24 protein-coding genes, 5 tRNA genes and 2 pseudogenes are annotated in these 24,209 nt (G+C 46.0%); 9 read left to right on the top strand and 22 right to left on the bottom strand.

The features are described 5' to 3' along the window. Positions 1-536: 536 nt before the first annotated feature. The 7 genes from Q3A88_RS20160 to Q3A88_RS20130 all read right to left on the bottom strand — a co-directional run bounded on the left by Q3A88_RS20160 (position 537) and on the right by Q3A88_RS20130 (position 7,483). Entirely contained in the window at positions 537-1,565 is a 1,029-nt protein-coding gene (locus Q3A88_RS20160; protein ID WP_317178528.1) for an acyltransferase, read from the bottom strand. Between the two features lie 197 nt (positions 1,566-1,762). Further along, on the bottom strand, positions 1,763-2,182 hold the full coding sequence (locus tag Q3A88_RS20155) for a phage tail protein (protein ID WP_317178527.1): 420 nt from the start codon (positions 2,180-2,182) through the stop codon (positions 1,763-1,765). Between the two features lie 10 nt (positions 2,183-2,192). Beyond that, positions 2,193-5,291, bottom strand: a complete 3,099-nt coding sequence (locus tag Q3A88_RS20150; RefSeq protein ID WP_317178526.1) for a phage tail tape measure protein — start codon at positions 5,289-5,291, stop codon at positions 2,193-2,195. Next, positions 5,288-5,353 (bottom strand): GpE family phage tail protein, encoded by a 66-nt coding sequence (locus Q3A88_RS20145; RefSeq protein ID WP_317178529.1) that lies wholly within the window; start codon positions 5,351-5,353, stop codon positions 5,288-5,290. Before Q3A88_RS20145 ends, Q3A88_RS20150 begins: the two co-directional genes overlap by 4 nt. Before the next feature lie 83 nt (positions 5,354-5,436). Beyond that, positions 5,437-5,748 (bottom strand): phage tail assembly protein, encoded by a 312-nt coding sequence (locus Q3A88_RS20140; RefSeq protein ID WP_317178525.1) that lies wholly within the window; start codon positions 5,746-5,748, stop codon positions 5,437-5,439. Between the two features lie 15 nt (positions 5,749-5,763). Then, on the bottom strand, positions 5,764-6,279 hold the full coding sequence (locus tag Q3A88_RS20135) for a phage major tail tube protein (RefSeq protein ID WP_317178524.1): 516 nt from the start codon (positions 6,277-6,279) through the stop codon (positions 5,764-5,766). A gap of 10 nt (positions 6,280-6,289) precedes the next feature. After that, positions 6,290-7,483 carry a phage tail sheath protein gene (locus Q3A88_RS20130; RefSeq protein WP_317178523.1) on the bottom strand — a complete coding sequence of 398 codons (1,194 nt, stop codon included), beginning with the start codon at positions 7,481-7,483 and terminating at the stop codon, positions 6,290-6,292. Here Q3A88_RS20130 and Q3A88_RS20125 point away from each other — a divergent pair. From Q3A88_RS20125 to Q3A88_RS20115, 3 genes are read left to right on the top strand one after another with little or no spacing between them, the layout of a single operon-like run. Further along, positions 7,482-7,637 carry a hypothetical protein gene (locus Q3A88_RS20125; protein WP_317178522.1) on the top strand — a complete coding sequence of 52 codons (156 nt, stop codon included), beginning with the start codon at positions 7,482-7,484 and terminating at the stop codon, positions 7,635-7,637. The two genes, Q3A88_RS20130 and Q3A88_RS20125, sit on opposite strands and share 2 nt — an antisense overlap. Before the next feature lie 2 nt (positions 7,638-7,639). Beyond that, positions 7,640-8,773 carry a phage late control D family protein gene (locus Q3A88_RS20120; RefSeq protein ID WP_317178521.1) on the top strand — a complete coding sequence of 378 codons (1,134 nt, stop codon included), beginning with the start codon at positions 7,640-7,642 and terminating at the stop codon, positions 8,771-8,773. 50 nt (positions 8,774-8,823) lie between these two features. Further along, positions 8,824-9,066, top strand: a complete 243-nt coding sequence (locus Q3A88_RS20115; protein WP_039497400.1) for an ogr/Delta-like zinc finger family protein — start codon at positions 8,824-8,826, stop codon at positions 9,064-9,066. 180 nt (positions 9,067-9,246) lie between these two features. On the opposite strand, the gene Q3A88_RS20110 is transcribed toward Q3A88_RS20115, so the two are convergent. The 6 genes from Q3A88_RS20110 to uvrY all read right to left on the bottom strand — a co-directional run bounded on the left by Q3A88_RS20110 (position 9,247) and on the right by uvrY (position 12,770). Then, a tRNA-Leu gene (locus Q3A88_RS20110) sits at positions 9,247-9,333 on the bottom strand. Positions 9,334-9,341: 8 nt separating this feature from the next. Beyond that, positions 9,342-9,415: transfer RNA gene (locus Q3A88_RS20105), tRNA-Cys, on the bottom strand. 51 nt (positions 9,416-9,466) lie between these two features. Then, positions 9,467-9,542, bottom strand: a tRNA-Gly gene (locus tag Q3A88_RS20100). Positions 9,543-9,681: 139 nt separating this feature from the next. Then, positions 9,682-10,230, bottom strand: a complete 549-nt coding sequence (pgsA, locus tag Q3A88_RS20095) for a CDP-diacylglycerol--glycerol-3-phosphate 3-phosphatidyltransferase (protein WP_039503618.1) — start codon at positions 10,228-10,230, stop codon at positions 9,682-9,684. Between the two features lie 58 nt (positions 10,231-10,288). Then, positions 10,289-12,121, bottom strand: a complete 1,833-nt coding sequence (uvrC, locus tag Q3A88_RS20090) for an excinuclease ABC subunit UvrC (RefSeq protein ID WP_317178520.1) — start codon at positions 12,119-12,121, stop codon at positions 10,289-10,291. Continuing rightward, complete coding sequence (uvrY, locus tag Q3A88_RS20085) at positions 12,114-12,770, bottom strand: UvrY/SirA/GacA family response regulator transcription factor (RefSeq protein WP_010279369.1); 657 nt, start codon at positions 12,768-12,770, stop codon at positions 12,114-12,116. The genes uvrC and uvrY overlap by 8 nt, the downstream gene beginning before the upstream one ends. 642 nt (positions 12,771-13,412) lie before the next feature. Here uvrY and Q3A88_RS20080 point away from each other — a divergent pair. Next, complete coding sequence (locus Q3A88_RS20080; protein ID WP_014915936.1) at positions 13,413-13,637, top strand: DUF2594 family protein; 225 nt, start codon at positions 13,413-13,415, stop codon at positions 13,635-13,637. Between the two features lie 92 nt (positions 13,638-13,729). Here the strand turns inward: Q3A88_RS20080 and Q3A88_RS20075 are convergent, their stop codons facing one another. Together Q3A88_RS20075 and Q3A88_RS20070 are read right to left on the bottom strand one after the other, a co-directional pair. Further along, positions 13,730-14,017, bottom strand: coding sequence for a hypothetical protein (locus Q3A88_RS20075; RefSeq protein WP_014915937.1), 288 nt, complete (start codon positions 14,015-14,017; stop codon positions 13,730-13,732). A gap of 465 nt (positions 14,018-14,482) precedes the next feature. Then, positions 14,483-14,558: transfer RNA gene (locus tag Q3A88_RS20070), tRNA-Lys, on the bottom strand. Between the two features lie 337 nt (positions 14,559-14,895). Here Q3A88_RS20070 and cycA point away from each other — a divergent pair. Next, positions 14,896-16,308 carry a D-serine/D-alanine/glycine transporter gene (gene cycA / locus Q3A88_RS20065; RefSeq protein ID WP_039503620.1) on the top strand — a complete coding sequence of 471 codons (1,413 nt, stop codon included), beginning with the start codon at positions 14,896-14,898 and terminating at the stop codon, positions 16,306-16,308. Positions 16,309-16,479: 171 nt separating this feature from the next. On the opposite strand, the gene iraP is transcribed toward cycA, so the two are convergent. After that, positions 16,480-16,746: an anti-adapter protein IraP gene (gene iraP / locus Q3A88_RS20060; protein ID WP_110162265.1), complete on the bottom strand. Its 267-nt coding sequence runs from the start codon at positions 16,744-16,746 to the stop codon at positions 16,480-16,482. A gap of 393 nt (positions 16,747-17,139) precedes the next feature. Next, positions 17,140-17,409 (bottom strand): annotated as a pseudogene (locus tag Q3A88_RS20055) (LysR family transcriptional regulator); the annotation flags it as partial. A 379-nt stretch (positions 17,410-17,788) separates the two neighbouring features. On the opposite strand from Q3A88_RS20055, the gene Q3A88_RS20050 reads away from it, so the two are divergent. The 3 genes from Q3A88_RS20050 (at position 17,789) to Q3A88_RS20040 (ending at position 19,629) form a co-directional block, all read left to right on the top strand. After that, positions 17,789-17,864, top strand: a tRNA-Asn gene (locus Q3A88_RS20050). A gap of 179 nt (positions 17,865-18,043) precedes the next feature. Beyond that, a complete protein-coding gene (locus tag Q3A88_RS20045) occupies positions 18,044-19,321 on the top strand; it encodes a tyrosine-type recombinase/integrase (RefSeq protein WP_317178519.1) in 1,278 nt (425 codons plus the stop codon). 98 nt (positions 19,322-19,419) lie between these two features. Then, the gene (locus Q3A88_RS20040) at positions 19,420-19,629 is read left to right on the top strand and encodes a hypothetical protein (RefSeq protein WP_180775626.1); all 210 of its coding nucleotides are present in this window, start codon (positions 19,420-19,422) and stop codon (positions 19,627-19,629) included. Here the strand turns inward: Q3A88_RS20040 and Q3A88_RS20035 are convergent. Then, positions 19,604-20,032, bottom strand: a complete 429-nt coding sequence (locus tag Q3A88_RS20035) for a hypothetical protein (RefSeq protein ID WP_180775627.1) — start codon at positions 20,030-20,032, stop codon at positions 19,604-19,606. The two genes, Q3A88_RS20040 and Q3A88_RS20035, sit on opposite strands and share 26 nt — an antisense overlap. Before the next feature lie 544 nt (positions 20,033-20,576). Between Q3A88_RS20035 and Q3A88_RS20030 the strand changes: the two genes are divergently transcribed. Then, a complete protein-coding gene (locus tag Q3A88_RS20030) occupies positions 20,577-20,756 on the top strand; it encodes a hypothetical protein (protein WP_180775628.1) in 180 nt (59 codons plus the stop codon). A gap of 149 nt (positions 20,757-20,905) precedes the next feature. Here the strand turns inward: Q3A88_RS20030 and Q3A88_RS20025 are convergent, their stop codons facing one another. The 4 genes and pseudogenes from Q3A88_RS20025 to Q3A88_RS20010 all read right to left on the bottom strand — a co-directional run. Next, positions 20,906-21,115 carry a DUF4926 domain-containing protein gene (locus tag Q3A88_RS20025; RefSeq protein ID WP_180775629.1) on the bottom strand — a complete coding sequence of 70 codons (210 nt, stop codon included), beginning with the start codon at positions 21,113-21,115 and terminating at the stop codon, positions 20,906-20,908. Between the two features lie 17 nt (positions 21,116-21,132). Then, positions 21,133-21,330 carry a CPCC family cysteine-rich protein gene (locus Q3A88_RS20020; protein WP_180775630.1) on the bottom strand — a complete coding sequence of 66 codons (198 nt, stop codon included), beginning with the start codon at positions 21,328-21,330 and terminating at the stop codon, positions 21,133-21,135. Positions 21,331-21,658: 328 nt separating this feature from the next. Further along, positions 21,659-22,132, bottom strand: coding sequence for a DUF6392 family protein (locus Q3A88_RS20015; RefSeq protein ID WP_180775631.1), 474 nt, complete (start codon positions 22,130-22,132; stop codon positions 21,659-21,661). A gap of 398 nt (positions 22,133-22,530) precedes the next feature. Next, positions 22,531-23,940 (bottom strand): annotated as a pseudogene (locus Q3A88_RS20010) (S-type pyocin domain-containing protein); the annotation flags it as partial. Positions 23,941-24,209: the final 269 nt, after the last annotated feature.

Raw genomic sequence — 24,209 nt, 5'->3', positions numbered from 1 at the left:
ATTGCTGCTATGATCGGCATCGCTCAGTCCGGTTGGTGGTTTGTGATGTTTGGCGATTGATCAGATCGCTCAACTCGGACTGAGTTCCCTTCAAGTGATCTACTATTTGGCGAAGCTATTTAGGCTTTAAAGAAATCACTGAAATAGGTTCAGGTACTGGGTATTACTGGCGTAAATATGCCGACGGCATGATAGAAATCTTCTTTAAATTTGGATCTATTATTGGAGAGAGTAAAGATGTCACGTTACCAATAAGTAACATTTCTGAAATAAAATTTATTAATTGTACCGATGTTGGTGGATACTCTGGCCCAAATGCGCATGTATTTAGAATTTACAACATTTCAAAGTCTGGGTTCTCCCTAAAATGGGATCAGTTTGCAACCAATGCAGGAATTGGAAACATGACAAACATCCACTGCCATGTACTTGCCGAGGCTGTATAAAATATAAATTTATGGGCTGAATATATGATAACAATCTATCATTAAAGATATAATTCAGCCCACCAAATCACCCGCAATTAATTGATATAATTATCTAAAGTTATTATTTAACTCATAATTCTCTTTTTTGATTATTTTTTTCATTAAAAACACCTTCTCAACGAAATGCCAAGAGAAAAATGACAACAAAATAACCACGAGAAATGAAACGAACATAGATTGGTAGAAAGAAAAATCAAACTCATTAATAACTATTTGTTGAGTGGGAAATGAGTATATGTATATACCATAAGATAAATCAAATCTTCTCTTTATAAAGATATCATTCATAGTCAAACACAAACCAATTATAACAAATGGTAAAATAGAAAAATATGTCAATCGATGAATGATCCCCTGATGCCCAAACAAATACATTAAAACTATTATTGAAGATCCAATAATGATGAAGTAGTATTTTGTTTTTTCTTGTTTTTCTATTAAAAAACCCGCAAGTGCACCCGCAGCGAAAGGGATGCTGTAATTAGCTATTACCGACTCTCTAGAGCCAGTTTCTCTCGTCACCAAATAAAACACCACACATATCATAAAAAAAACGCTTAGTTTTTTTATAGTATCATTCTTACTAAAAAGAACAAAAATGACCAAAATATAATTTACGAATTCAATATGCAAAGTCCATAAACTGCCGTTAATCACATTAGGACGAATATAATCATATCCAAAATCATTCGCAGTTACGCCACTACCATTGTACTTGTATAGCCTTATCCCTCTTGATATTAAATTAAAGGGATTTTCTGAAAATATATAATCGATAGCATTACCCTTACCTAAAAGGGGACATATAATTAAAGCCATGATAACCAAACATAATATTAATGCCGGATATATCCTCAGCAATCTATTTCTCACATAAGAAATAATATTTTTACTTCGAATGTAACTAGATATCACCAAATAACCAGAGATAGAGAAGAATATTACAAGGGCGAGACCACCTAACGAATCAAAATTAAAAAACATAGGTTCTTTCATGCCACTAAGGGCGTAATGATGACTGTATAAAACCAGTAAGGCTGCAATATGACGTGTAGCATCAAAACAATTTCTTTCCATGACGTAACCCTTCATTATAATTAATTGTATTTTATTTAAAAAAAACTAAATTCGTTGTAATTTCATAATAAAAAACATCCTGAATACCAATTATAAACCGCGACACACTTTTATCGACCAAGAAAATAATTTCTTTAGTATAAACTAAATCAGATGTATAAAAGTAACGCAATGCACGAATGGATTTTATTGCATTATCATGGTAGCGCTATATCCATATCGCCCAGCATTTCCCGTAGATCTTCGCTGACCCGTTCAAGGTTCAGCGTAAATGAGATATGCCTTGCTTTCCCGTCCGTGAAAAACTCAGAGCGGGTTTCATTGATGTTTGTTATCACGTACATACCGTAAATATTCCCCGTCCCCTCGATCAAGGGCCAGGCTTTCCCTGTGTAGGCCATCGTTTGCAGAACGTTTAACGACACGTCACCGCCGGTTATTTCTGGATACAGCTCGCCGGATAGCGTGATCTTATCTTCGCCTGCCCCGATGTACTGATAATGCGGGGATTGACCCACTCGGTCATTCTTAACGTGTCGCCAGTTGCTGTCATGGCTCAGGGATTGATACGGCGCAGTCTGCCGCATGAAAACGAACATACCTAGAATCATCATCATGATAAAAGTCCTATACGTGATCGGTCAGTTGTGAACGCTGGCGACTCTGCTTGCGGCGCTCAATGTCATCAATTTCCCGCCGCAACCTGGCGACGAGTTTGTCTTCATCCAGGTTGCGTGCATCCTGAATCGTGATATTGATTTCATATTTGTCTGTGCTGGCCATACCGGCAGACATCGCCGTTTTCATCTGTGCTGCAGGTGAATGGATGGCCGGAACGTCCGCCCCAGCAGGTTGAACAGTAAACGGCAGGACGGAAGCGGCCAGCACACCGGCGGTTTGCTTCACACGCTCAAGTAGGGGGATTTTGGGCTGTGCAGGCATAACCTGTGATTCACGGTAGCCGTTCGCCAGCATGACGGTGGGTGGCACGTTTTTAAAAACGATATCGCCCAACTTGTTGGGATCTTTTTTCTCTTCAGTGGTTGCCGTGCTGCCTGTTTTTGCTGTCGTTGGGTTGCTGCCAGTCAGATCCTGCAACGCTCCAGTTTTAGGCTTACTGCTTTCACTTGCCGGTGGTTTTGCGGCTTCACCGGTTTTAATAACCGCATCGGCTTCTTTAGGGGGCTGTGGCTTCCACTCCTGCGCCACCATTTTCTTTTGTTTTTCATCCCATACGTACATAACCGGCTTTTTAGGTTCATAGCCTTTTTCCGGCATTGCACCGTTCATGGCATTGGATGCCGAGACGGCGGCGTTTGCGGCTTCGGGGATAACGCCAAGTTTTTTCAATATCCAGCCAATACCCTCGGCCACTTTCAAAATCACCGTCACTACGCCGCCAATCGCCATGCCGACCACTTCACCGAATACCCGCCCAGCGTCCGTGCATTGTTTCAGTGATTCAGATGAGGCATTGACCGGTTCAAACAGTTTGGTGAACCAATCCCACACGCCACTAATCGCCCGCCCAATCCCGTCAAAAATAGGCGATAGCGCAGAGAAGGATTTCTTAACCGGTTCAAGGCCAGCAACCAAACCACTAAAGTAGCCGCTGAAAAATGCTTTGATTGGCTCCCAGTATTTGTAAATCAACACACCGGCGGCAATGATTGCTACGCCGATTAACCCGATGGGGCTCAGCAATAGCATGAGGCCAGTACGTAGAATGTTAAATACCGCCATCCCTGATCCACTCAGTGCCGAAAATCCCGATGTCGCCAGCATCCTCACGCCATTCCCCAGCGCAGATAACGCCGCGCCTGGCTGAGTAAATACCATGAGTAAAGCCCGGCCCGCGCTTTGAGCTACGCTGCCAATGCCGCCGAGACTGCTACGCATACGGGTAAAAATACCCACCCACGCCCCCGCACTGGATAGGTTTCCCCTCAAAATTCTACTGAGCCTGGTGAACATGCCCACAGCGCCGCTGCTCCCTCTGCCGCCACCGAGCAACGATAAAGCCAGTTGAAGTTTGGAAAATGGGCCCATCAATATGCCCGTTGCCAGGGATACGGTGCCGATAGCTGCGGTCATCGCCAGCGCGCCGCCTACAACGGCTAACAGTGTTTGCGCCAATTTAGGATTGGCTTTTACCCACTCACGGACGCTGTTCACTAGCCCCGTCGCCCCCTGAGCCAGAGATCGCAGAACGCCGGAGTCGCTTTCAAATACATCAAAGCGTAGCCCGCTGAGCGCACCGCCCAGTCGCTCAATGTCGCCAGACAGATTATTACGTAGTGTGCTCCCCATACGATCTGCCGTTCCGCTGACGTTGCCAAACTGATCTGTGGTATTTGCCAGCGCGGAGAGGAAAAGAGGTATCTGATCGATAGAGAGGTCTTCTATCGGCGTGCCAAATAAGGCAATGGCCGCGTTTGCTCGCTCGGCGGGGTCTTTAATCTTCAATAGCCCCTGTGCGGTTTGCTGCATCGCGTTACGTGCCTGCGCGCCACCGCTGGCGATGGCCGATGCGACACGTTTTGCATTCAAGCCGATGGTGTCATACGCCGCTACGCTGGCTTTGGACAGGTCAGAGCCACGGATCGAGAACTCTTTAACGGCATCGCCGGTCTTATCCAGTGCAAATTTTCCCTGTTGCGCCATATTGACCAGCAGCGTCATGGCTTCAGAACCGCTGTAGCCCATATTCCTGAAATGCGTTGAATACTCGTGCAATATCTCAGGTAACTCGCCGCGCATCTGGGTAGACACGCGTTGCATTCCAGCCGCCATCAAATCGAATGCTTCATCGCTGCTGCGAGCCAGGCCATTTTTCATCATGATGGCAGCAATCTGGATATGTTCAGCCGTATCACCGCCGAGCACGGATTGCATATCCAACGCTTTGCGCGTGATCCTGTCTAACTCAGCGCTGCCGACTTCCCCCAATACGCCCAATGAGCTACGCACAGCAGACAGGGTGTTGGCGATATGGGCGAGGTCATCGCTCACCCCGTCGCTATTGATACCTTTAATAATGCGTGAATACTGCGTACCCATTGATGAGGCTTCCGCATTTTGAGCGGCAATCACTGCCCCGCTTTTGTCTGATTGCAGATTGGGGGCCATCATTCTTGCGCCGACATACGCACCGGCCGCGCTCGCACCGACCGCCATTGCGCCTGTGCTGCGCAGGTTGCTGGCTGTCTGCTGCATCCTATCGTGACGTGCACGCGCTTGTGTCACTGCGGCCAGTCGCCGTTGCTGTTCCGCTAACTGGCGGTTATAGCGTGCGGTTTGATCGCTAATCTGGTCTGTTGCCCGACGGCTGCGATCCAGTATCACGCCATGCCGTGCCAACTCTGCCCGTAGTTGCTTTAGCTGTTCGGTTTCGTTTGTTTGAGCGGTGGATAATTGCCGGATCAGCTCACGCTGCCGCTTCAACGCCGCGTTTTGTTCATCCGTTCGCGTACTGGCTGCGCCAAATTCAGCACGCATCGCAGCAGCTTTGGCTTTCGCTTGTTCCAGTTCACGGGTTGTTTTAGCGGATGCGGCGCTCAGACGGTCAAAGCTGCTTGCCTGCCGTCCTAGTCCGTTGAGGGTGTTTTGTGTTGCTCTGATTTGATCGGCCAGCGCCGCCGTGCCGCTGCGTGCCGCACTGACGGGCCGAGCCATGTTATTGATCGCGTTGAACGCCACGCGAATATTGAGATTGCGATCTGTCATTCCGAGTTTCCGCTTCTAACGGCTGCTCGGCTGTGCCATGCCAGCAGTTCATCTACTGGCATGGCATCCATCGCCGACGGCAACCAATGAAAAATTGCTGCGATGTCGGCCATCACCTCTTCGACACAGTTAAACGGGCACTGAATTACACCGTTACCGCGCCCGCTTCGTTCGCTGGGGAAGAGGGTTGCAAAAAAGTGGCCACCGCGTTGGATAGCTGGCAAAAGTCCCAGGTATCCATTGTGGTCAATTCTTCTTTCGTCAGAGCCGGACTGGTGACGCGCGGGAGCAACGTCAGCAGGCTATCAACGTCTGACGTCATCACATCGTAGACCTTCAGCCCACGCAGCGATCCGGCCTGCTTCAGTGCGCCAGTGATGGTGACTTCTTTCACGTCACCACCTTTACGCGTAATCGGGTTTTGCAGAATAACAACGTTGTTTTTTTTCTCGGTCATGATAAGAATTTCCTGTTATAGCCCAACGTTAGCGCGGTGTTTTTCCAGCATATCGACACCGGCCACTTTATAAATCATGTTCAGCACATCCACTTCCATGACCTCTTCACCGCTGATCGTCAGCTTGAAGTAAGTATTCTTCAGGGTGTATTTATGTGCCGTATCTTCACCCACTTTGGCAGAGCCTGGGTCAAGCTCGGTAAACCGGCCACGCGTCTGGATTTCACATGGCACGGCGTCGCCTGTGGCTTCATCCTGATACGAACCCGCAAAGCGTGTTTGCATACCGTCAGCCGTGGAGACCCCCCATTTTTTCAGCAAGTTGGCATCCAACCCGCCGAGCGTGATTTCCATATCCAGCGCACCCGCATCAAAACCGAAGTCAATCGCGACAAAGCCAGGCATGCCGCCCGCCTGATAGTCTTCTGTCTTGCGCGTGAGCTTAGGCGGTGTCACTTCCGGCACCTGGCCGAAATAGTTGTCACCGTCGATAAACAGATTGAAGTATTTAAGTTTCTTTGGCAGAGACATGATTTACCCCTTACCCGCCGAACGTGTTGGCAAACGTCGCGAAGTATTCGTCAGTAAACTCCTGCACCAGATCCAAATGCTCCAATGGCGGAACGGGTGTGTAGTTGTACTTGATGGTTAATTTTCCAGTGCGCAGCGTTTCGCCGGTGTTAGTTTCTTTGTCATACCAACAATTCGCACCCAGCAGACGGCCAGCGGTGACTAGTGCCGTTAACTTGCGGTTGATGCCGTCCACAATATCCTTTGCCAGTGAGGGCGTAAGCGGCTTATCGATGTAGAAGAAATGCGCTTCTGCGATGGTGTCTGCGAGGATTTGCGCTGTACGGGTGTAGCTTTCAAAAAGGTAGGTTTCACGATCACAGGTGCGCGATCCCCAAAAGCGAAAGCCGTTTTGCTTAATCAGCGTAGTGATACCGTTGCTGTTCAGCTCGTCGGCGTCGGTATCGGTTCCCTGTAGCGTGAAATACACATCCTTGCTCAGACCTAGCACGCCGTTTACCGCAACGTTGGATAACACCTTGTGCCAGCCGGTTTCCGCGTCAATTTTGGCACGTAGACCAACCGCAAACGCTGGCGCGGGTACGGTCACGCTTTCCCCTTTGGCCGTGTCATAGGCGATAAAGTCAGGCCAGATCACCATCAATTCGCGCTGGGAGAAGTTTTCACGGTACGTTTTTGCTGCCGCAATGGTCACGCAGTCATGCGCGCTGACATACGCGAACGCGTTTAGCTTTTCAGCCATGACGGCCAGTTGCGCGGCAACGGCCTGGGTATCCAGTTCTGGCACTGCCAGTACACGCGGACGAACACCAATTCGCGCCTCTGCCGACAGCAGCGCATACAGGCCCGTATAGCGTCCGTTGGCATCGGAACCGCCGATCACTAACTGATCTTGCGTCGGTTTAGGTTCATTGCCTTCCGCCTGCGCATTCGCCGCGTCTGCTACGCGGATCACCACCGTTTGAGGGCTGGCCTGATCGGAAATGCATTTCAGCGTCGTGTGTAACGTACCGGTTTTTCCTGCCTTGCCTAACACGCTGGCAACGCGGGTTAACAATACGGGTTCGTTTAACGGGAACGTATCAGCGTCGGCATCATCGGCAGTACACACCACGCCGATCACTGCCGAGTCGATATCGTTAATGATGGTGCTGAGATCCGTTGTTTCTCGGACGGTCACACCATGATGATAATTAGTCGCCATGCTTGTTGCCTCAATGCGTCAAATGTCCGGCTTCATGATTGCGGGATTTCGCTGCCTGCGCACGACGTTTGCCTTGTCGCTGCATCGTGACAACCAGCGCCGATTGTCCCTACGCGCGCGTAACGCGAGTATTCAGGCAGAGATCGGGGGGTAACAATGTCAATCATGGGCACGGTAGGGGATATTTCTGGGCGGCTGGACGAGTATTCACCCCGTCCGGCATTTATGGTGAGGGTTGGAGATAAGCAGGTTACGGAGCTGAATGATCGGCTGATGTCGTTATCGCTGACAGATAACCGAGGCTTTGAGGCGGATTCACTGGAACTGGTGCTGGATGATGTAGACGGAAAATTAGCCCTGCCGGAGCGTGGGGCAAAGGTTACCGTGGCGCTGGGCTGGGCGAATGAACCGCTAATCAGCAAAGGGACATTTACGGTTGATGAAATTGCGCACCGTGGCCCGCCAGATCAACTGATGATTAGCGCCCGCAGTGCCGATTTCAGAGAAACCTTTAACGTTAAGCGTGAGTACAGTTGGCACAATGTGACCGTCGGATTTGTAGTATCTGCTATCGCCACTCGTTACGGGTTGAAAGCCGGTGTAACGGAACGGCTGGCGAAGCTGGAACTTGACCACGCTGACCAGACGAATGAATCCGATATCAGCTTCCTTACGCGCATGGCGGAAATGGTAGGCGCAATCGCCACCATAAAAAACGGCATGTTGCTGTTCATTGTTCCAGGGCAGGCGGTTTCGCAAAGCGGCAAGCCATTACCGGCTATCACCATTACCCGCAGCAGCGGCGACAACCACAGTTTCCGTGTTGCTGATCGTGACGCCTACACCGGTGTTACGGCGTACTGGCTGGATCTGAATTTTGGCAAAACCAAGACCACAAAGGTAAAAAATAAACGCAAAACCAATACACCCGCCAAAAAGAAAGCGCCTGCATCCAGCAGTAAAGAGGGGAATTATCTGGAGGGAACCGAGGGCAATGTTTATGTCATGCGCTCGACGTTTAAAACCGAGCAGGCGGCAAAACGTGCCGCAGCGGCCAAATGGTCAAAACTGCAACGTGGTGCGGCGGAATTCAGTATGACATTAGCGCGGGGCCGTGCTGATTTATATCCCGAATTACACGCCCGCATGTCTGGCTTTAAAACGGTTATCGACAATGCTGATTGGGTAATTACGCGCTGCGTGCATGAAATAAGCCAGTCGGGATTTACTACATCGCTGGAATTTGAGGTGAAAATAACGGACTGGGCAGCAGATGATAATGATGATTAATACAACTGCTGTGTATAATACCAGTAACACCAACCGTTTGAGGGGTTGTCATGGCGATCAAATGTCCAAAGTGCCGCGCAACTGCAAAAACACGTACCAGCGTAGAACTCAGCCCATTGGTTCGACGTAGCTATCACCAGTGCCAAAACATGATGTGCGGTTACTGCTTTACCAGCATGACACACATTGATGAGGCACTGAACGAAACGAAACCCGCACCTGGCGCAAGTGTCCCCACCAATATCTTTCCCCGCAGCCACAAAGGGGAAAATCAGTTGGATTTAGCGTTGTAGATTGTTCAATCTGACTTAACAAAAGCGGCTAAATTCTTGGTCGCTTTTTCCATGCCTAAAATCAGCGCTGCCACTCTGCTGCCATTTTGCTGCCACTAGCCCTTTTTCATGCACAAAAAAACCACCTTTCGGTGGTTGAATTTTAGTTTATAACTAATTGTTTTTATTATCTTAAATCAATGGTGCCCGGGGCGGGACTTGAACCCGCACAGCGCGAACGCCGAGGGATTTTAAATCCCTTGTGTCTACCGATTTCACCACCCGGGCTTAAATATTGGAGGCGCGTTCCGGAGTCGAACCGGACTAGGCGGATTTGCAATCCGCTACATAACCGCTTTGTTAACGCGCCAAAATATTCAGGTCTTAGTGACCAACATCCGCAATTGCCGATGTTTTAAATTGGAGCGGGAAACGAGACTCGAACTCGCGACCCCGACCTTGGCAAGGTCGTGCTCTACCAACTGAGCTATTCCCGCAACACAGAACTTACTGATTCTCTTAACTTCTTACAAACCAGCGTTGCTGTTGATGCGGTGCATTCTACTGACCTGACGCAATGAGTCAATAAAATTATCAAGCAACTGCGTTCGTTTGCTGGTTTTTACGGCGCTTCGATCAAGGTTCAAGCAGATCGTGTCTTGCGGCGTTCAAATATTGAAACATGGACCAGAAAGTCAGTACGGCGGCGATGTACAACGCCACAACCCCAACGCCTTCAACAACACGTTCTGGGCGCCATAACAAAGCAAAAAGCGCCATCATCTGAGCCGTGGTTTTCACCTTCCCTATCCACGACACGGCAACGCTACTTCTCTTACCAATTTCAGCCATCCACTCGCGCAATGCTGAAATGATGATTTCCCGCGCGATCATTGTCGCGGCAGGCAGCGTAATCCACCAGGAGTGATAGTATTCCGCAACTAGCACCAACGCGACAGCCACCATCACTTTATCCGCAACAGGATCGAGGAAGGCACCAAAACGCGTGGTCTGTTTCCAGCGGCGGGCAAGGAAACCATCAAACCAATCCGTAATGGCAGCAAACACGAAAATCAACGCGCAGAGCAGCGGTGCCCAGACGAATGGAAGATAAAACGCCAGCACAAAAAACGGAATAAGAGCAACACGAAACAGGGTAAGCAACGTCGGTATATTAAATTGCATAGCGCTTAGGTAACTATCTGGCTGGAGTGGATACTAAGAGTATGTTGCAACATTGTCCCTAGTGTTTCAATGCATGGAAGATTTTTTCTGCCAATGCATGCGAAATTCCTGGAATATTTGCAATCTCCTCAATACTGGCATTCATCAAAGGTTGCAGTCCTCCCATGTATTTCAACAGGGTTTGACGCCTTTTAGGGCCGACACCTTCGATAAGCTCCAGCGTACTGGTATTTCTTACTTTTGCTCTCTTCTTACGATGTCCGCCAATTGCATGGTCATGCGAATCATCGCGAATATGTTGGATAACATGCAATGCGGGAGAATCAGGCGGTAGTGCCATGCCCTCGCCCGTCGACTCAAAAAACAGCGTTTCCAGCCCAGCTTTACGATCGCTGCCTTTCGCGACACCAAGTAGCAGAGGCTTGTTTTTATCCCACGATACCTGCAGCGAGTCAAACACGTCCTGAGCCTGGCCGAGCTGCCCTTTTCCGCCATCGATCACAATGACATCCGGTATTTTGCTGTCATCCAGCGCTTTACCATATCGACGTCGGAGGACTTGCGCCATGGCGGCATAATCATCGCCTAGCGTAATGCCACTGATATTATAGCGGCGATATTCCGAACGTAACGGACCATTGGCATCAAATACTACGCAGGATGCCACAGTCTGTTCGCCCATCGTATGACTGATATCAAAACACTCCATCCGATGGATTTCGGGCAACTGCAACACGTTAGCTAACGCCGCCAGTCGCTGGTGAATGGTGGACTGCTGAGACAGTTTTGTGACCAGCGCCGTCGCAGCATTTGTCCGCGCCAGTTTTAAATAACGAGCACGATCGCCGCGGGGTTTCGTTTGAATCTGTACTTTTCTTCCCGCAACTGCCGTTAGAGACTCCGTCAGCAAATCCTTATCGGGCAGAGTGAAGTCGAGCAGAATTTCTGTAGGAAGCGTTCGGCCTAAGCTTCCCTGCAAATAGAATTGCCCGACAAAAGTCTGCACGACCTCCCCCAATTCCGTACCACCAGGTACTTTGGGGAAATAGCTCCGGCTGCCAAGCACTTTTCCCTGTCGGATGAAAAGGACATAGACGCAAGCCATGCCAGCATCAAAGGCAACACTGATAACATCCAGATCTTCGCCGTCGCCGGAAACAAATTGTTTTTCCGTCACACGCCGAACCGCCTGGATCTGATCGCGTATCCGAGCTGCATCTTCAAAATGCAGATCGCGGCTGGCCGCTTCCATCCGGGAGATGAGTTGATTCAGTACTTGCTGGTCTTTACCAGACAAAAACAGGCGAACATAGTCAACCTGCTGTTGATAATCTTCTTCGCTAACCAAACCGCTAACGCAGGGCCCGAGGCAGCGACCAATTTGATATTGCAGGCAAGGACGAGAGCGATTGCGATAGACGCTATTTTCACACTGGCGCACCGGAAACAGCTTTTGCAGCAATATTAGCGTTTCACGCACAGCATTGCCGTTGGGAAACGGGCCGAAATATTCGCCCTTCGCATGCTTAGCGCCACGGTGAACAGCCAAACGTGGATGCGCATCACCGCTCAGGAAAATCATGGGATAGGATTTATCGTCGCGCAACAAGACGTTATAACGCGGCTGATAAAGTTTGATGTAGTTGTGTTCCAGCAGTAAGGCTTCAGTTTCCGTATGCGTGATCGTGACATCAATATGCTTGATGCTTTTGACTAGTGCCTCGGTTTTACGGCTGGCGACATGACTGCGGAAATAGCTGGCAAGTCGTTTTTTTAAGTCTTTTGCCTTACCGACGTAGATGACCGTATTACCGGCGTCATACATCCGGTAGACGCCAGGCTGGCTCGTTACCGTTTTTAAAAATGCCGAAGCATCGAAACTCTCACTCACTACTTAACAATGTCTCCGCGGTAAAAAGCCCATGCTTGATAGCCAGATGAGTTAACTCTACATCGCCGTTGATATTCAGCTTGCTGAACATACGGTAGCGATAGCTGTTCACTGTTTTAGGGCTAAGATTAAGCTGATCTGAAATTTCAGTCACTTTCTGCCCCTTCGTTATCATTAGCATAATCTGTAATTCGCGTTCAGACAAACACTCAAGCGGCGCATCGGTCTGCGGCTCCAACTGGCTTAATGCCATCTGCTGAGCAATATCAGAAGCAATATACCGTTTACCAGCATGTACAGCGCGAATGGCGGAGATCACTTCCTGAGGGGCGGCAGCTTTACTCACATATCCCGCGGCACCGGCCTGCATCACTTTAGCAGGTAGCGGATTCTCAGTATAAATAGTGAGCATGATGACTTTTATATCTGGCGTAAAACGCAGGATCTTGCGCGTTGCTTCAAGCCCACCGATGCCCGGCATGCTCATGTCCATCAGGACAACATCTACATCATTGCTTCGGCACCATTTGACAGCATCTTCACCGCAGCATGCCTCACCAACCACTTTCAGACCTTTGATATCGTCAAGAATGCGTCGTATCCCTGCCCGCACCAGTTCATGGTCATCAACAAGAAAAACGCTAATCAAAGAATAATTCTCCAAAAAAGGGAGTAACACTTACATAAAAAGTTGCTTGCAGGTGATACTACGTTGGTTTCAAAAAATAATGAACACAGATTTATATGAATATGTATTTTAAAATATACCGAGAAGGAATAAAGCACGTTCCCGATCATAACAATATATCGTTAACCTGATGGTGTATGTTGATCACATTCTTAACATTTCAAATACGCCACACAGTATAAACACGTCAGTGGCACAAAATTTATAAAAAACAATGCAAATCAAATGGCATGCAATTGGCTTTACATCTTGAATGTCAATAAAAAGTCACTATTGTAATCAGGATGTGGTTAGAAATTTTATCATCGCTGCCACGATATTATACAAATAATATATTCAGTGAAAAACGTCCATAGTGAACATCATATGTATTAAACAAAACACATCTATAGCCTTTACCACCCAAAAACATCCAAAATATAGACGCTATTTAAATAAGTTAAATGCATAAAAAACAGTCACTAAAATGGCTTTATCCGCGAATAATATCAATCCACAATATGCTTTATGTTATACTCCCGCCCATCTGGTTCTGCCTGTCGCGTCAGCGGTAACGCCCGCAGCAGGCGAAGGAAAACATCTTTTTCTTGTTGAGGACAAAACATGAGCAACGCAGATTTTTCTACTACTGCATCCGCTGAAACACTGGCCCACGAGGTTACCTGCCTGAAGGCTATGGTTACGCTGTTATTAAAAGCAATCGGCCAGGCAGATGCCGGTAAAGTTATCATCAATATGGAAAGATATATTGCTCAATTGGAAGATGCCGAGCAAGCCGCTGTCTTTGATAACACGATTAAACAAATCAAAACCAGCTACCGTAAATAGCACTATTTGCTACACCGCCATCTTAATAATTTGATCTGGCGGTGTAGTGATATTTAGCATTGTCTTCCTGATTTAAAAATAGAGACGCTCGTCTACTTATTTCCGATGCTGATAAGTTTCAAAAGCAGTGCCTCTTCTTTCTTTTTATAAAGCGTTAATTCCATCACCAACGCTTTATCCAGGAACTGTTTTCTGGAAAGTGCTTTTCTTTCATCAACCAGCTCCCTCAGCTCAGTGAAGCATTCATTTATTTTGTACTCTTTTGAACTTTCCGTACAAATTATCTCATGGATTGCCTGGCTCAGTTCAGACAATGAGATAACCGATTTTGGATCCTGGTGACTTTTTTCTATGACAGCCAGTAATTTTTCGAATCCCATATGAACCTCCGAAATCAAGCAGAAACTTGCTTATGGCTAACCAGGAAACTCCAGCTACCTCTAAACGCCGCCCCAGTGGATATGAACACAGCCCTGTGCAAACAACTCGTCACATCATAAACGATCTGTCAACGATTCCATCTGCTAAGCATAGCACCTTCTCGCCACTCTTCAGGACGATTGAGGCACATTCTCGCCATCAAAAGTGATAACGTTCAGCGATATCATCAGACACTTTATGTCTCCAGCTGGCATGACAGCAGAATACCAATAAAACATGATCGAAAAGTCACGACTATTAAGCGAGGGGATTTGTTATGAAAGTGATAAAAATAGGATAAAGCGGGGAAAACCAACGCAGAAAATATGGTTAACGTTAAGAAAGAATATAATTAAAAACAAATTAACCAAAGAAAACAGAAATAATAACAAACTGAAATTAATATCATAACTCATTGAAATTGTTGGTGGGTCGTGCAGGGTTCGAACCTGCGACCAATTGATTAAGAGTCAACTGCTCTACCAACTGAGCTAACGACCCAACGGCGAGGATTATTCTCCTCCCCGGCGTGCCTGTCAAATACTTCATATTAATTTTTTATGCATGATAATAGGATTGTTAGCGATTGGTAATTTTGTTAACCTGCTCAGCCTATTTATCTCTAGCCTCTCATCATTTTATATCCTCTTCATTTTAGGGCGAAAAACATACAGCGTCATCTTACATCATTAGCTGCCCTCTTTATGCCTGGCTATCTCAGACATCCGCTGTAATAAGTACTGCGGTTGCGCTATCTTATTCGTTTCGATTTTCGTAAACGAGAGCCGCCAAAGAGCTCAAAAAAACATCACAGACAGAAACAGGAAAGTGTACTTACATGGTCGAACAATCAAAAGAAGCCGCAGACCTTGCCTCTGAACAGGGAGAGGGACTGCAACGGAATCTGACTAATCGTCATATTCAGCTCATCGCCATCGGCGGAGCGATCGGTACCGGGTTATTTATGGGCTCGGGCAAAACAATCAGCATGGCGGGTCCTTCGATCATCTTCGTTTATATGATCATTGGTTTTATGCTGTTTTTTGTCATGCGCGCAATGGGAGAACTATTACTCTCCAACCTCAACTATAAGTCATTCAGCGATTTCGCTGCTGACCTCCTTGGGCCATGGGCAGGTTTCTTTACTGGCTGGACGTATTGGTTCTGCTGGGTCGTAACCGGGATAGCCGATGTCGTAGCCATTAGTGCCTACTCACAGTTCTGGTTCCCTGATTTATCGCAGTGGGTCTCTTCCCTGCTTTGCGTTCTGCTATTACTGACGCTAAACCTGGCAACCGTGAAGCTGTTTGGCGAGATGGAATTCTGGTTCGCGATGATCAAAATTGTCGCTATCGTTGCGTTAATCGTGGTCGGTGTCGCGCTGGTGATGATGCAATTCTCTTCCCCATCAGGAAACGTCGCCTCCTTTACCAACCTTTGGAATGACGGTGGCATGTTCCCTAAAGGGATAAGCGGATTCTTTGCCGGATTCCAGATCGCCGTATTCGCATTTGTCGGTATCGAATTGGTTGGTACAACGGCCGCTGAAACGAAAAACCCGAAAGTCGTGCTGCCCCGAGCAATTAACGCCATCCCGATTCGCATCATCATGTTTTATGTTTTTGCGTTAATTATGATTATGTCCGTCACCCCGTGGAGCGCAATTACTGCGGATCGCAGTCCTTTCGTGGAAATGTTCGTACTGGTTGGTCTACCTGCAGCCGCCAGTATGATCAACTTTGTCGTACTGACGTCGGCGGCATCCTCGGCGAATAGCGGCGTATTCTCCACCAGCCGCATGCTCTTTGGCCTGGCGAAACAAGGCGATGCACCGAAAAGTTTCGGCGTGCTCTCTAAACGCGCGGTTCCTTCGACTGGGTTGATGTTCTCCTGTATTTGTTTGCTTTCCGGCGTGGTGCTGATCTACCTGATTCCGAACGTGATGACGGTCTTTACACTGGTGACCACCGTCTCCGCGATTTTATTCATGTTCATCTGGAGCATCATCCTGTGCTCTTACCTGACATACCGTAAAAAACGCCCTCAGCTACATGCCGAGTCATCTTATAAAATGCCGTTGGGTATTTTCATGTGCTGGATATGTCTGGCCTTTTTCGCTTTTGTTATTGTACTGTTAACATTACAGCCAGATACACGGCAAGCGCTTATTGTCACGCCGCTGTGGTTTATTGTTCTGGCTATTGCTTATCAGTTTATTCGACGGAAAAAGCAGGCTGTTGATGTGAAATAAAAGGTATAAACGCAAGAAAGGCGCGGACAGACGTCGGCGCCTTCAATTTTTTTCAGCAAAATCACGCATAGCACAAGTATTCTCTATTATTGAATATAAACAATTCTCAATTGGATATACGAAAATTAATATGCGAACAATTAATGTCGTCACCATTGATATATAAGAACGTTATTCCCGCAATGAAACGGTTGTGATTCGATTGATGTTTTTTGCCAATAGTTCGAGAGCTAAGCAATTATGTTCATCCTGCCGCTGTGAAGCATCAGCAACGACACCTTCTATTTTTCTATTTAACTCATTGATTTTGCTGTCATCAAGTGTTGAAACAATAGCGGAAATCAGCATCTCTAACGATTCAATCTTCGCGTTAAGCGCTTTTTCTCCAACTTCTTTTTCTGCCAGCTTTATTAAAAGATGAGAGAGGATATTATTCATTTGAACTCCTTAATCAAAAAAATAACTGTCATACACCCATAAGGCAACACCTGTTCTTGGTGCACAGGATTAGAGAAAACATAACGAAGATTAATGTAACACTGTGAATGGCCTGACCGCTAGTGTCTATTATCATTTTAAGGAAATCATATTCACACGGCAGCAATAAAATGAAGTTGCAGATAAATAAACCAAATAAATAAAAAAACTAAAAAACCATTTTATTTTTAAGAGCAAAAATCCCTGCTTTGAGGAAGCCAGATAATGCTATGAGTTGTGATAGTCTTCACAAAAAAATAAGAAAGAGCACTATTTTTATCGAACATCTGACACAAAAATCTGATGAGTAGCCAGCCATCGGGAAATGGCTGGCTCTATGGCTAACGCTTACGCACTCATTGATTGTCGTGCGCCACTCACCGCATCCTTTGCCTGTTCACACTGTGATAATATCGTCTGTGCATGAGAATAAAGAATTTTCCCCGCCTCGGTGGGCGTCACACCACGCCGGCTCCGTACCAGCAACTGTTTTTCGAGTTCACTCTCCAGCGTCGCGACCTGCTGGCTCAGCGCCGGTTGTGCAATATGCAACAACTCAGCAGCCTGTGTCAGGCTACCGATATCAACGATTTTCACAAAATACTTGAGCCGTCTAAGATTCATGTCTGCCTCCTGAGTAGTTACCCTAAAGAGGTAGCAAAAAGCGCGCCATATTATGTTTCTATGCCTAAGAAAAAGTGATACCTCATTGATAAGCCACAGGTAAAATAAGGAAAAGCAATGATTCTGCTAACCAAAACACCTGATTCTGTCTGGAAACCCCGTCATCAAGCCCATACCAACCTGCACCATCTTAAAGCAACCCCTGCTATTTTAGGGTGCAAACCCGCCCGCGACTCAGCGTATTTCATTGCTTTCCAGTGCTCAACTTGAGCAATAATTTCAATATGTTGGTTATTAGTTCGGCAATCAAACGCACCAAGCGATAACAGCCTTTGACAACCCGAAACGCTCCCGCTATTATCCATCGCACTTAACCGATTCCTCTGTAGTTCAGTCGGTAGAACGGCGGACTGTTAATCCGTATGTCACTGGTTCGAGTCCAGTCAGAGGAGCCAATTTAAAGAAAGCAGACGTTCACTAACGTCTGCTTTTTTGCTTTTTATCAATTGGTTATCCCCTTCTTCAGGTTCGCCCTCGTTCACCCAAAAACACTCGAAGCCATACCCTTTTGCTGGTAAAAATACTGGTAAAGCTGGTTCGATTTCGTTTTTACCAGCAATCGGAGGGAGCCGTCATGTCACTTACTGATACTAAAGTAAAAAATGCCAAACCGTCAGAAAAGGTGGTTAAGCTCACTGACGGGTTCGGCCTCTACCTGCTGGTACATCCCAACGGTTCAAAATACTGGCAGTTAGGCTATCGCTTCGAAGGAAAACAGAAGGTGTTCTCCATCGGTGTCTACCCTGCTGTTTCTCTGGCTGATGCCAGACAACGCCGAGATGAGGCCAAAAAGCTGTTAGCGGCGGGAATCGACCCCAGCGCCAAAAAACAGGCTGACAACAAAATCGTTCAGGAACGACGTAACAATACCCGCGCTTTCAAAACTGTTGCCAAAAGCTGGTTTGCCACCAAAACCACATGGTCAGAAGATTATCAACGTTCTGTTTGGACACGACTCGAAACTTACCTGTTCCCTGATATTGGTGAAAAAGATATTGCTGAACTGGATACAGGCGATCTGCTGGTTCCCATCAAAAAGATAGAGAAGCTGGGCTATCTGGAAATTACCATGCGGGTGAAACAGTACACCACCGCCATCATGCGTTATGCCGTCCAGCAAAAGATGATCCGTTTCAATCCTGCCTACGATTTGGAAGGTGCTGTTCAGAAGCCACAGACGGAACACCGCCCCGCTATTGAACTGGAAGAGATACCTACTCTGCTGGAACGAATTGAAGCCTATAAAGGCCGTAGCAGGCTGACTCAATTAGCGATAAAACTTAATCTGCTGATTTTTGTCCGTTCCAGTGAACTCCGCTTTGCCCGATGGTCAGAGATCGATTTCAAAAGTGCCTTGTGGGTTATCCCTGAACAGCGTGAAGCCATTGAAGGGATCAAACATTCAGGCCGTGGTGCAAAAATGCGCAGAAAACACTATGTTCCTCTATGCGATCAAGCACTGGCAATTTTGGAAGAGCTTAAAGACCTCACCTATGACGTTAACGGTGATGAGGGTTTTATCCTGACAGGCTGTTATGATGCAATGAAGCCCATGAGTGAAAACACCATCAACAAAGCACTGCGCAAAATGGGTTATGACACCAAAACCGATTTGTGTGGTCATGGTTTCCGAACATTAGCGTGTAGTGCGTTGATCGAATCAGGTATCTGGCCTGAAGATGTGGTTGAACTTCAAATGAGCCACATGGAAAAGAACAACGTTCGTGCTGCTTACACCCATAAGGCTAAACATCTGGAGCAACGCCGCCTCATGTTGCAATGGTGGGCTGATTTTCTGGATGCTAACCGCAACGGGATGGTTAGGCCGTTTGAGTTTGCGCAGAAGGGATAAATAGCGAAAGGCCACGGATGGCTGACATTTCATTCAACTATTTCGTTAATGGTGCGTTATAATCATCGCCTAAATAACACACAGCATAAGGTTAAATCATGGATGAGAGATATGTCATTGCTCCGCATAAAACCAATTTATCATATAGGTTTGATGGTAATGAAGAGGTTACCATTGAATTAGAAATGCACCTAATTTTCGATACCGTTAACCAACGAGTGATTACTATTTGTAACTCATTGGAAGAAGCACAGATAAAGATTGAAGAACTAAAAAGAAAAGTTAGTTCAAGACCTCGTATAAAATAAAAGGCATTACGTTATATATCCTATGATGCTCTTTAATCAGTGGAGCATCAAAATAGGCATACATACTGCTACCATCAGGAAACACATACCAACAGCAACCATTGGATTTGTGTCCCCATTGAGCGCGAATAAATCCTTTTCGAATATTGACACCTTTAGGCCAATCAGTGATTTTCTCTATCAAAAAAGAGTTATCGTCTTTTTTTGTTAACGAAAATAAAGAAAATTCATCAACATCAACGATAAAAGGCATTGTTACATATGATTGATAAACGGCTCCATCTTCATGTAAAAAGAATAGTTCTTTACCACACCAACGGATTTCATTTTGATCATATTTAGCTGAATTGAGTTCTTTTACATTATCAGGCCAGTTGTTTTGTACGTTAATTAATATTTTCATTTAAAAGCTTATGTTATTTATAGATATAGTCAGATATAACAAGGTGAGTTATATTGTCAATGAGTGATAATGAATTTTATTTGAAATAAATATTTTCAATGAAAGGCGATGCTAAATATCCCCCTTCAACTCAACACAGAACCGTTTAAGCTCTGCCGAACCAATTACTTAAACCAACACCCCAGACTTATCCCATCATTCGCAACCGACCACATCCAACTGTTCACGCAGTTCTGAAGCTATACGGGTCTGAAAGGCTGGATACTTGCACGGTATGGATTTTTGTATCGCGTTAACTAATTGAATTGACTAGTAACAGTCCTAGTCTTAAATTGCAGCCGATAAGGTTCACGCCTGTATACAAGATTACCTATAAACCAGCTTCGCCCCTGAACGGTACTTGCAATACCAGACAAGGGCTAACCTCAACGTTAGAAGGATAACGCTATGGCTGTCTGTCAGTTTACCTATTCCCTTCCTGAAAATCTGCATCTGGCTACTGCTTTTTTTGCCACATCTCAACATCCAGCAACGGAGGTTTATCATGTTCGATAACACACCTCTGGAACTGGAAGAAATCATCGATCAGTGTCGGGCATTAGCTTATGCCGTTATTGAACTGGATGAACTTAAAGCAAAAGAGATTTTGATCTTTGTTTTGTGGGAACGGCTTGATCTGTTATTTCGTACTTTTCATACGCCAGAAGTGATCCCAGTAGACTAAGGAAAGAGCCATGAGGATAACGCATTAAGGCCACAATTTTAATTGTGCGGGAAGTTGAGCAGCATATACAGATTGTTGTGCTGCTATTTAATTTTTTTGATTACAGTTCGTCGTTATGAGTTTTTTATTTTAATAAGTAGATCATCAGACTATTTTTTAAAATAAACCTTACTGAAACAGTCTGGTGTTAATGTGATACAAGCCAGTGTCTCACCATTATCATCACAAAACTCTATCTCATATACAGGAGATGGTTCGTTATAAATGTGAACAATAACCCCTAGCATTCCTTTTTTCAACCCTTCCTCTGGAAGATCATTTTTTAAAGAAATAACATCAAATAAATAATAACTCGCCATGTATCCCTACTATTACATCATTTAACTTTTTGGCCATTTTTAAAAGCTTCTCTAGCTTCGTTTAAACTCATCTTGTTTGCTCCACATCTATCAGGATTTTTAGACTGAAAAGGATCATCTTCCCATCCACAATGAGAGCAAATATCATATTCACCTAACACGTCGAACTCATACTTACCACAGCACGGGCATGGACAGTTATATTTACTACTCAATTCATTACCCTCTCTTCTTATTTTTCACTGGAAGAGTTAAATTAATAATAAAATTACCATCTAACCATTGTCGTAGGTAATGTCGATGAAAGCGGCAATGAAAATTATGTACAGGTCAGGAACGTACACCTAAAGCAATTTCTGCTGCTATTGAAGGCGGAAAAAAGCTGAAAGATCTTCAGTTCTGATGAACATATCAACCTGCAACCCTGTTTATTATAGAGTTGCAGGCTGAATAAACACAGATTGTGTTTTACCTCGATCATCTCAATCTCTCACAAAAATCACTATAGGAAACATTAACTTAAATAGTGAAGGTCGAGCCTAACTACCACCGCAGCGTAGATGTTAGAATAAATGCGACCTCGGTAACTATATTATCCTCATCGTAATCTATCTGGATACTGGTTTGAATATGTCTCACCCCTGATGAAAACAAGTCAACCCATCCAAACGACTCATTCATTATGACTTGCGGTGGAGTACTACGTATTGGATTACCAAATACCTCATGTACCCACTCACGAGACATCTTGCTCTGCCTCAGTAATGGAGCAGGAAGATCATTCGGGAAGACCCAACCTGCAACATTTTTATTCTGAATCATAAAAGTAATTTCTATGAGAGTTTTCTCATTTCGTTCAAATGCAAGAAAAACCCCTTCTTTTGGCATATCCAAACTAAGTACTGGAGAGCCTGAAGAGCCTTTAGGCGTTTTTTTATAAGGAATTAAACCTGCAGCAATAATATCAGAATATTTCTCACCGAGATGTCTAATAAGTGCATCAACATTTACTGTCATTTATATAATCCTTGCTTATCATTCAAACCATGCATTTTTTCCCTTGCAGCTTCTATCTCATCATCCGTAGCCCCAGCCTCCTTTAACGCTGATTTAATAGCATCAAGATTACGGTCAAGCGCTGCTCGTAGATCCTGAGAGTCTTTTTCTATAACATGCGGTTGATTTCGCCAACCGTATGTCTGGCTAATTTTTTGATGAACTTCTTTTGGAATAATCAATGCAGCAACCTTTTTACTTAACGTCTTTATCTGAGTTTCTTTTAAGTGAGGATATTTCCTTCTTAAGAAAGCTTCTACCGCAGCAGCAGAAGGCATGTGATCAGCATGATATTTCCCCTGCCTTGGTCTACCAACAAAATTACTATACAAATCCACATCTAACAAGTTGACCGGAGGCTTACTCAAATAAATATAAATCGGTGGAAACGCATTCTCAGGGAACACCAGAATGTAATCCCGAAAATCCTTCTCGTCCGGCATTGGTGTCGCAAGAATACTGACATCATCCATCTCTGGAATTTCAAATCCCGGCACTGCTGACGGAATAACAGGCTGTTCACCGTGTGCCGTGTCTGTGGGTAATTCCATACCCGGATTATCCGGTGTCCATAAAATCGTTGGCCCTGTTGCCCCCTCTTCCCAGAACTCGTAACGGTTATTGGGGAAATCATGTTTCAGTAATCTGACACGAACCTGATCGCGACCACTTTCCATACTGGTGTGGTAGCCAACCACCTTCAGCCTGCCCGTTTCCTCATCTTCCACCCACTGATAACGCACACGACTGGGAACTGAACCCTGCGTCTTCGCTACCTCCAGTAGCTTTTCCTGTGTCAGCAAATCGTTTTTTTCACCTTTCAGATGCTGCTGAATCAATGCACCCATCAGCAAAAAACTTTGCGCCATCTGCAACTGGCCTTGCCAGATTGATGGACCAGAAAGGCGTTTCATCTGATGCGACAGTGCCTTTGCTGCATCCTGATTGGCCTGAGCTACAGCGCCACCCGCAGCAGCGGTCGCCCCCGCCTGTGCTGCCGTACCTGCCATGACCACTGGTTGAGGTGGCGGCAACATTGCCGCATCCGCTTTACCCACTAACAGATCAAATACCGTTTTATACCACGGCTCCATCGGGGGTATCTGAGGCTTGTTAATCGCACCGGGCGGGGTCTTGGGTAACGGTTCGTTTTTTCTGGCAAATGACTGAGGAGGAGAAACCGCAGAAGACGTATTTTTCTTTTTCGCTGCCTGCGCATACTGTTTCACTTCACCCGGTTTATCATCTGAAGTGATAGGCTTACCAACAGGCTCGGCGACATAAAAACTCATTTCCCCAATATTGCCCTGTGGCTCGTCTTCCTTTCCCGCATCGGTACAACCCGCGCCACGTAAACAGGATTTGGCAAAAACAGGCTCTACAGCCAGCATCGGTGTTAATGCCAGCAATGGCGCACGGGTTAATGCTGCCTGTTTAGCACAGTCCTGAACGGGAGAACGATGGGGGGTATCACCAATGATGACGTTGCCACTGCCGGAGACAATGACACCACCGCAATTGATGCCATCTCCAATACGCGCAGCGGGCTTGCCGTTAATAATGACTGTGGATGAACCTTCGGCAATTTTTCGGGAATGAACACCATGTGGTGTATTGGGACAGGGACAACCATGAAGCAGAGCAGCATCACCTTGTCGGGCGGCAGGCTGACCATTAATAATGACATCAGAACTGCCTTCAATTATCGGGGTTTCAGGGAAGCAATCATGACCACTTCCGATATCATTGAGACGGGCAGCACCCGGCATTGCCATTCTCCTTTGACAGTAAAACATTCCTTTTGAGGGCTGAATGTTGGGCGCTTTTTATGGATGATTCAATACCGAAATCGTTAACAGTGCCCAATAGAGACGTTACTAGCGAAATTTTTATTTATGGTCAGATATTATTTTACAAAAATACTTACCTTGCTAAAAATAAGATCAATTACTACTCATACAAGCATAAATACTATAATAACTCGCACTGCAACTATCATTTCCACCGCCCCCATCACCACCACTCCCGCTATGTGTAC

Source organism: Pectobacterium sp. HCp5_1, assembly GCF_032905925.1.
Classification (GTDB): domain Bacteria; phylum Pseudomonadota; class Gammaproteobacteria; order Enterobacterales; family Enterobacteriaceae; genus Pectobacterium; species Pectobacterium brasiliense_A.
Note: the sequence above shows the minus strand (reverse complement) of the source record. Positions and strands in the feature narration are given on the sequence as shown.

Bases quoted from the DNA above. Each gene is read 5' to 3' on its own strand.
- Q3A88_RS20080 (WP_014915936.1), top strand. From the start codon at position 13,413: ATGAGCAACGCAGATTTTTCTACTACTGCATCCGCTGAAACACTGGCC.
- Q3A88_RS20120 (WP_317178521.1), top strand. From the start codon at position 7,640: ATGTCAATCATGGGCACGGTAGGGGATATTTCTGGGCGGCTGGACGAG.
- pgsA (WP_039503618.1), bottom strand. From the start codon at position 10,230: ATGCAATTTAATATACCGACGTTGCTTACCCTGTTTCGTGTTGCTCTT.
- Q3A88_RS20135 (WP_317178524.1), bottom strand. From the start codon at position 6,279: ATGTCTCTGCCAAAGAAACTTAAATACTTCAATCTGTTTATCGACGGT.
- Q3A88_RS20040 (WP_180775626.1), top strand. From the start codon at position 19,420: ATGGATGAGAGATATGTCATTGCTCCGCATAAAACCAATTTATCATAT.
- Q3A88_RS20075 (WP_014915937.1), bottom strand. From the start codon at position 14,017: ATGGGATTCGAAAAATTACTGGCTGTCATAGAAAAAAGTCACCAGGAT.
- Q3A88_RS20045 (WP_317178519.1), top strand. From the start codon at position 18,044: ATGTCACTTACTGATACTAAAGTAAAAAATGCCAAACCGTCAGAAAAG.
- Q3A88_RS20015 (WP_180775631.1), bottom strand. From the start codon at position 22,132: ATGACAGTAAATGTTGATGCACTTATTAGACATCTCGGTGAGAAATAT.
- Q3A88_RS20130 (WP_317178523.1), bottom strand. From the start codon at position 7,483: ATGGCGACTAATTATCATCATGGTGTGACCGTCCGAGAAACAACGGAT.
- Q3A88_RS20115 (WP_039497400.1), top strand. From the start codon at position 8,824: ATGGCGATCAAATGTCCAAAGTGCCGCGCAACTGCAAAAACACGTACC.
- Q3A88_RS20160 (WP_317178528.1), bottom strand. From the start codon at position 1,565: ATGGAAAGAAATTGTTTTGATGCTACACGTCATATTGCAGCCTTACTG.
- Q3A88_RS20125 (WP_317178522.1), top strand. From the start codon at position 7,482: ATGCTTGTTGCCTCAATGCGTCAAATGTCCGGCTTCATGATTGCGGGA.
- Q3A88_RS20150 (WP_317178526.1), bottom strand. From the start codon at position 5,291: ATGACAGATCGCAATCTCAATATTCGCGTGGCGTTCAACGCGATCAAT.
- cycA (WP_039503620.1), top strand. From the start codon at position 14,896: ATGGTCGAACAATCAAAAGAAGCCGCAGACCTTGCCTCTGAACAGGGA.
- iraP (WP_110162265.1), bottom strand. From the start codon at position 16,746: ATGAATAATATCCTCTCTCATCTTTTAATAAAGCTGGCAGAAAAAGAA.
- Q3A88_RS20140 (WP_317178525.1), bottom strand. From the start codon at position 5,748: ATGACCGAGAAAAAAAACAACGTTGTTATTCTGCAAAACCCGATTACG.
- Q3A88_RS20155 (WP_317178527.1), bottom strand. From the start codon at position 2,182: ATGATGATGATTCTAGGTATGTTCGTTTTCATGCGGCAGACTGCGCCG.
- Q3A88_RS20030 (WP_180775628.1), top strand. From the start codon at position 20,577: ATGTTCGATAACACACCTCTGGAACTGGAAGAAATCATCGATCAGTGT.
- Q3A88_RS20035 (WP_180775627.1), bottom strand. From the start codon at position 20,032: ATGAAAATATTAATTAACGTACAAAACAACTGGCCTGATAATGTAAAA.
- Q3A88_RS20025 (WP_180775629.1), bottom strand. From the start codon at position 21,115: ATGGCGAGTTATTATTTATTTGATGTTATTTCTTTAAAAAATGATCTT.